Genomic DNA, 6,870 nt, shown 5'->3' with positions numbered 1-6,870 from the left:
CCGCCGCGGGCTGCTGGCCGGCGCCGGCACGCTCGCGGCCGGGACGCTGGTGGCCCCGGCGACGGTCGCCGCGCGGCTGCTGCCCGACCCGACCGCCGTGCGGCCGCGGCGACCGCTGGCGCGCGGCGGCCGCTTCCCCCAGGGCGTGATGGCGGGGCAGCCGGACACGCGCGGGATCACGCTCTGGACCCAGCTGCAGGAGCCCGAGCTGCGCGGCGCGCTGGAGCTGGAGGTCGCCCGCGATCCCGGCTTCGCGCGGGTCGTCCACCGGCAGCGGGTACCGGTCCGGGCCAACGCGGCCGGAACTGCCAGCGCGCGCGTCGAGGGCGCGCCGCTGCGACCGCACGAGCAGTACTGGTACCGGTTCGCGACCGCCGACCGCAGCTCGCCGGTCGGGCGCTTCCGGACGTTGCCGCCGGCCGACTCGGCGACGCCGGTCCGGATCGGCTTCTGGTCGTGCCAGATGTACTTCATGGGCTACTTCACCGGCCAGGCGGCGCTGGCCGACGAGGACCTCGACCTGGTCGTCTGCCTGGGCGACTACGTCTACGACACCTACCTGGACCTGACGCGGCGCGAGCCGCGACCGGCCGGCGGCAGCGGCGTGGCCCGCACGCTGCCCGAGTACCGGGCCAAGTACGCGGTCTACCGCAGCGACGCCGACCTGCGGCGGATGCACGCCAACCACGCGTTCCTGCCGGTCTGGGACGACCACGAGGTCGCCAACGACTACGACGCCGACGGGGTCGACGGCGTCGGGGGCGCCGCCTTCGCCGCGCGGCGGGCGGCGGGCTACCGGGCGTGGCTGGAGCACATGCCGGTCGAGCACCGCCCGGGAACCGCGCCGCGGGTCTTCCGGCGGGCACGGGTCGGCGGGCTGCTGGACCTGTTCCTGCTCGACGCGCGCCAGTACGCGCGGGCCGGCGGGACGCTGCTCGGCGACGCCCAGCGGCGGTGGCTGCTGGACGGCCTGACGTTCAGCCGCGCGGCATGGAAGCTGCTCGGCAACCCGGTGATGCTGATGGACATGGCGAACACGATCGACGGGGCGGTGATCGGGGCGCCGAAGCACTCGTGGCAGGCCCACGCCGACGAGCGGCGGCTGGTGGGGCAGACGCTGCGGGCCCGCGGCGTCGACGACGTCGTCTCGATCGCCGGCGACGCCCACGCCTTCTACGCCGGGGTCGCCACCACCGACGGCGGCAGCCGCGGGACGCCGTTCGCGACCGAGGTCGTCGCCGGCACGATCGCCGCCTCGAACCTGGCCACCTCGGCGCTCGAGCTGGTCGCCCCGCTGACCGGCCCGCTGGCCGGCGGCCTCGGGCTGGCCGCCAACCCGCACCTGGTCTTCTCGAACGCGACCGCCCACGGCTACACGGTCGTCGAGGCCCGCCGCGAGGAGCTGCTGGTGCAGCTGCGGGCGGTCGACACGATCCTGCGCCCGACCGCCTCCGTCCGGACGCTGGCGTCGCTGCGCGTGCCGCGCGGGCGGGTCGCGGTCGAGCGGACCGGGTAGGGGAGGGCGCTGGCGTCATCTCACCCCGGCGCCCGCGCAGCGGCGTCACGTCGCCCCGCCTACCGCCGCGAACTGACGCCACCCCACGGACGGCGCGGCGAACTGACGCCGCGGCGCGCCCCCTACGGCTCCAGCACGACCTTGCCGACGGCCCGCCGCTCGTCGAGCGTCTTCAGCGCGTCGACGGCCCGCTCGAGCGGGAAGCGGGCGCCGATCGGCGGGTCGATCGCGCCGGCGTCGATCAGCTTGCCGATCTCGGCGCCGATCGCGGGCCCGAGCGTGCGGTCGCGGAACAGCCACTCGCCCCAGGCGGCGCCGAGGACCTCGGTGTTGCCGAGCAGCAGGCGGTTGACCTTGACGCTCGGGATCTCGCCGCCGGTGAAGCCGACCACGGCCAGCCGGCCCGCCGGGCGCAGCGAGCGGAGGCTGTCGGTGAAGCGGTCGCCGCCGACCGGGTCGATGATCAGGTCGACGCCGCCGCCCGACAGCTCCTTGACCTGGTCCTTCCAGGGGCCGTCGGAGCGGACGACCTCGTCGGCGCCGGCGGCGCGGGCGATCCGCTCCTTCTCGTCGGTCGAGACGACGGCGAACGTCCGGGCACCCAGGCCCTTGGCGACCTGCAGCGTGGCGGTGCCGACGCCGCCGGCGGCGCCGTGGACCAGCACCGACTCGCCCTCCTTCAGGCGCCCGCGGGTGACCAGCGCGAACCAGGCCGTGTGGTAGTTCAGGATCAGCGCCGCGCCCTGCGCGTCGTCGAGCCGGTCGGGGATCGGGAAGGTCAGGTCGGGCGAGGCGACGGCAACCTCGGACCAGCCGCCGAGCATGCAGAAGGCCGCGACCCGCTGACCGGGCTCCAGGCCGGAGCCCGCCGGGGCGCTGCGGACGACCCCGCCGACCTCGCTGCCCGGGACGAACGGGACCGGCGGCTTCATCTGGTACATGCCGCGCGTCTGCAGCAGCTCGGGGAACGAGACCCCGGCGGCGCCGACCTCGACGACCACGCCCTCGCCGCCGAGCAGGTTGTCGGCCGGGCCCGGCTCGGGCAGGTCCACCAGCTTCAGGGCCGTGTCCGGGCCGGTGAGCTCGGTGATCTGCTGTGCCCTCATCCTGCGCTCCCTCGTCGCGTGCCGCGGCCGTCGCCGCGCGCCTGATCGCCACGGGTACCGCTCGGTACCAGCAGCCGGCCGGACACTACCGCCTGTCGCCGGCGGCCGCGAAGCGGCGGGCCCCTCGCGGCGAGCCGGCGTCGACCCACCCGGCCCGGCGGGGCCCGCCGGCGACCGCGGATGACGCCTCGGGTTGCGGGATATCGACCACCTCGACCCTCGGACGAGGCTCCGGGTCGGTCGCGGACTCAGGTCCAGGGCAGGGTGTAGAGCTTGGTGAAGCTCATCGCCCGGATCGCCTCGCGAACGCCCTCCTTGACGCCCAGGCCGCTGTCGCCTACGCCGCCGAACGGCGTCACCTCGGAGCGGTATCCGGGCAGCTCGCGCACGTTCACCGTCCCCGCGCGCAGCTCGCGGACGCAGCGCATCGCCGATTGGAGGTCGCGGGTGCAGACGCCGGAGGAGAGCGCGTAGGGCGTCGCGTTGGCGACCGCGATCGCGTCGTCCAGGTCGGCGACCCGAATCACCGGCGCGACCGGGCCGAAGGTCTCGGACGCGACCAGATCGGCGTCGCGGGGCACGTGGTCGAGCACCGTCGGCTGCATCAGCGCGCCGTCGCGGGTGCCGCCGAGCAGCAGCCGCGCCCCGGCCTCGAGCGCGGTCGCGACCCGCTGCTCGACGCTCGCCGCCGCGTCGGCGCTGATCAGCGTGCCGACGTCGGTCCGCTCGTCGGCCGGGTCGCCGACCACCAGCGTCCGCGTGCGCGCCACCATCCGCTCGACCAGCGCGTCGGCGATCGGCTCGGCGGCGAGGATCCGCTTGACGGCCGTGCAGCGCTGGCCCCCGCTGCGGAAGGCCCCGGTCACCGCCAGCGCGGCCGCCTCGTCCAGGTCGGCGTCGGCCAGGACGATCAGCGGGTCGTTGCCGCCCAGCTCGAGCATCGCCCGCCGGTAGCCCAGCCGGCCGGCGATCATCTTGCCGACCGCGACGCTGCCGGTGAACGCGACCACCGCCACCCGGTCCTCCGCCAGGACCTCGTCGAGGAACGCCTCGGGCTCGGCCGCGAGCACCGTCACGGCGCCGGCCGGGACCCCGGCGGCGGCGACGATCGCGCCCAGCCGCAGGCCGCTGAGCGGAGCCCGCTCGGACGGCTTGCAGACGATCGGGGCGGCGGCCGCGATCGCCGGGGCCAGCTTGTGGGCGACCTGGTTGAGCGGCAGGTTGAACGGGGTCATCGCCGCGACCAGCCCGGCCGGCAGCTGCAGGGTGTGGGCGCGACGGTCGCGGCCGTCGGCGGTGATGTCGCCGGAGAAGCTCTCGCCGCGATCGGCGAGCGCCTCGATCGCCGCGAACCGGAAGACCGCGACGGTGCGGGCGGCCTCGACCCGGGTGTCCTTCAGCGCCAGGCCCGACTCGGCGGTGATCCCGCGCGCCAGCGACTCGCGCTCGGCCTCGACGGCGTCGGCGATCGCGTTCAGCCACGTCGCCCGCTGATGGCGGCTCGGCAGCGGTCGGGCGGCCCACTCCGCGCCCTGTCCGAGCGCGGCGCGGATCGCGGTCCGGTCGGCCAGCGCCACCTCGCCGACGACGCCGCCGTCGTACGGGTTGCGGACGGTCAGCGACACGGTCGCGGCGGTCGGCGCGCTCATGGCGTCCATCATGCCGGCACGCGGGTGGCGGGGCGGTCGCCGACGCGGGCGCGGGATCCACGCGCCGCCGCGGCCAGGTCGGAGGATGCCGCGGCTCAGGCCCCCGGCGCCGGCACCAGCAGGTCGCCGTCGACCTGGGCCAGGGACGAGCAGCCGCACATCGCCAGCGACAGGTCGAGGTCGGCGAGCAGCGAGCGGACGACCTCGCGGACGCCGTCCTGGCCGGCCAGCGCCAGGCCCCAGACGTAGGGGCGCGCGATCAGCACCGCGCGGGCGCCGAGGGCGATCGCCTTCAGCACGTCGGAGCCGGTCCGCACGCCGCTGTCGAGCAGCACCGGCACGCTCGCCGGGACCGCGTCGACGATCGCCGGCAGCTGGTCGAGCGACGCGACCGAGCCGTCGACCTGGCGGCCGCCGTGGTTGGAGACGACGATCCCGTCGATCCCCAGCTCGACCGCGCGGCGCGCGTCGTCGGGGTGCAGGATCCCCTTGACCAGCAGCGGCAGCCCGGTCTCCGAGCGCAGCGCCGCCAGGTCGTCCCAGCTCATCTGGGGGTTCGGGAAGGTCTGCGCCCACTGCTGGATCGCCAGCTGCGGGCTCTCCTCCGGCGGCTCGGCGAGCTTCGACCGGAAGACCGGGTCGGCGGTGTAGTTGGCGATCCCCTCGCCGAGCAGGAACGGCAGGTAGGCCTGCGCGATGTCGCGCGGGCGCCACGGCATCGTCAGCGTGTCGAGGGTGACGACGATCGCCTCGTTGCCGGCGGCCTCGGCGCGGGCGACCAGGCTGCGGCGGACCTCGGGGTCGTTCGGCGGGTAGAGCTGGAACCAGCGCGGCGCGTCGGGCGTGGCGGTGGCGACGTCCTCGAGCGTCGTCGAGGCGGCGTTGCTCAGGCAGCTGGCGACCCCCAGCTCGTTGGCGGCGCGGGCGACGGCCAGCTCGCCCTCCGGGTGGACGATGCTGAGGACGCCGACCGGGCCCAGCACCACCGGGGCGTTGAGCGTCGTGTCGCAGACGGTGGTCGTCAGGTCGCGCTGGCCGACCTCGCCGAGCATCCGCGGGACCAGCCGGTGGCGGTCGAACGCCGCGCGATTGGCCCGCATCGTCCGCTCCTCGCCGGCGCCGCCCGCGACGTACCCGTAGGCCGCGTCGGAGAGCTGCTCGCGTGCGCGCTCCTGGAGCCCGTCGAAGGTCGTCGGGAGCGCCGGCCGCTCGCCGCCGAGTCCGCGGCCGTAGACCTCGAACTGGTAGATGCCGAACGGCAGGGGCGGCGTGCTCATCGCGGATCCTCGGGACTCGTGGTCGGGGCCTGGCGCCCCGGGTTGCAGGACTGTAACCTAGCGGTCCGGGCCGGCGCCGTGGGAGCGCTGCCGGCCGGCGTCGCAAAGACCTGGAGGGGCAGATGCGCGTTCGGGGCAGCAGCAGGGAGCGGAGGATCGCGGGCCGCGGCAGGCGCGTGGCGCTGGCGGTCGGCCTGGCGGCGGTCGTCGGTCCATCGGCGGCCGCGGCGGCCCCGGCCTACGCCCCGGTCGATCGCCCCGGGCCGGCGCTGGGGGTTCCGGCGGCGACGCTCGCCCGGTCGCTCGACTGCTCGCCCGGGATCGACCGCGCGGCCCGCACCCCGGTGCTGCTGGTCCACGGCACCAACGCCAACGTGACCGCCAACTGGTCGTTCACCTACGAGCCGGCGCTGCGGGCGCGCGGCGTCCCCTGGTGCGCGCTCTCGCTGCCGGACTGGGCGACCAACGACATCCAGGTCAACGGCGAGTACGTGGTGGCGGCGATCCGCGCGATCCACCGCCGCGCCGGCCGCCGGATCAGCATCATCGGGGCCAGCCAGGGCGGGATGGTGCCGCGCTGGGCGCTGCGCTTCTGGCCCGACACCCGGCCGATGGTCGACGACCTGATCGGCCTGGCGCCGTCGAACCACGGGACCGCCGTCTTCCGCGACGACACCTGCGCGAAGGGCGGCTGCAAGCCCGCGGAGTGGCAGCAGCGCGACGACTCGGCCTTCATCACCGCGCTCAACAGCCGCCAGGAGACCTTCCCCGGGATCTCGTACAGCAACGTCTACACCCGCACCGACGAGACCGTTCAGCCGAACCTCGACGACCGCGGCAGCTCCTCCCTGCACGGCGGCGGGGGACGGATCAGCAACGTCGCGATCCAGGAGATCTGCCCGGCGGCGACCTCGGAGCACCTGATGACCAGCGCCACCGACGGGATCGCCTACGCGCTGGCGATCGACGCGCTCGAGCACGACGGGCCGGCATCGCGCGAGCGCATCGCCGCCAACGGCTGCAACCAGGGCGCGATCCCGAACGCCGACCCGATCGGCCTGATCCTGTACCTGCCGACGCTGCTCAGCGGCGCCGGCGCGACCGGCGACGTCGGCCGCGAGCCGCTGCTGGCTTGCTACGTCACGGCCAGCTGCCCTGGGGACGCGCCGCCGGTCGTTCCCGGCCCGCCGCCCCGGCTGCGGCTGGAGGCGCGCCCGCGGCGGCTGGTCGCCGGCCGGACCACGCCGGTGCGGCTGACCGTCCGGGCCGACGACGGCACCGCGGTGGCGGGCGCCACGGTCCGGCTCGGCCGGGCGCGCTCC

5 protein-coding genes are annotated in these 6,870 nt (G+C 75.9%); 2 read left to right on the top strand and 3 right to left on the bottom strand.

The genetic code is table 11. The features are described 5' to 3' along the window. Positions 1 to 1,516 (top strand): alkaline phosphatase D family protein (locus PAI11_RS08800; protein WP_040599401.1); only part of this gene is annotated, 1,516 nt, incomplete at its 5' end. 122 nt (positions 1,517 to 1,638) lie between these two features. On the opposite strand, the gene PAI11_RS08795 is transcribed toward PAI11_RS08800, so the two are convergent. The 3 genes from PAI11_RS08795 to PAI11_RS08785 all read right to left on the bottom strand — a co-directional run bounded on the left by PAI11_RS08795 (position 1,639) and on the right by PAI11_RS08785 (position 5,548). Further along, on the bottom strand, positions 1,639 to 2,622 hold the full coding sequence (locus PAI11_RS08795; RefSeq protein WP_007573250.1) for an NADPH:quinone oxidoreductase family protein: 984 nt from the start codon (positions 2,620 to 2,622) through the stop codon (positions 1,639 to 1,641). Between the two features lie 248 nt (positions 2,623 to 2,870). Next, positions 2,871 to 4,271, bottom strand: coding sequence for an aldehyde dehydrogenase family protein (locus PAI11_RS08790; protein WP_007573248.1), 1,401 nt, complete (start codon positions 4,269 to 4,271; stop codon positions 2,871 to 2,873). Positions 4,272 to 4,366: 95 nt separating this feature from the next. Beyond that, positions 4,367 to 5,548: an alpha-hydroxy-acid oxidizing protein gene (locus PAI11_RS08785; protein ID WP_007573246.1), complete on the bottom strand. Its 1,182-nt coding sequence runs from the start codon at positions 5,546 to 5,548 to the stop codon at positions 4,367 to 4,369. Positions 5,549 to 5,670: 122 nt separating this feature from the next. On the opposite strand from PAI11_RS08785, the gene PAI11_RS08780 reads away from it, so the two are divergent. After that, positions 5,671 to 6,870 (top strand): esterase/lipase family protein (locus tag PAI11_RS08780; RefSeq protein ID WP_138974186.1); only part of this gene is annotated, 1,200 nt, incomplete at its 3' end.

It is taken from the genome of Patulibacter medicamentivorans (assembly GCF_000240225.1).
Taxonomy (GTDB): domain Bacteria; phylum Actinomycetota; class Thermoleophilia; order Solirubrobacterales; family Solirubrobacteraceae; genus Patulibacter; species Patulibacter medicamentivorans.
Note: the sequence above shows the minus strand (reverse complement) of the source record. Positions and strands in the feature narration are given on the sequence as shown.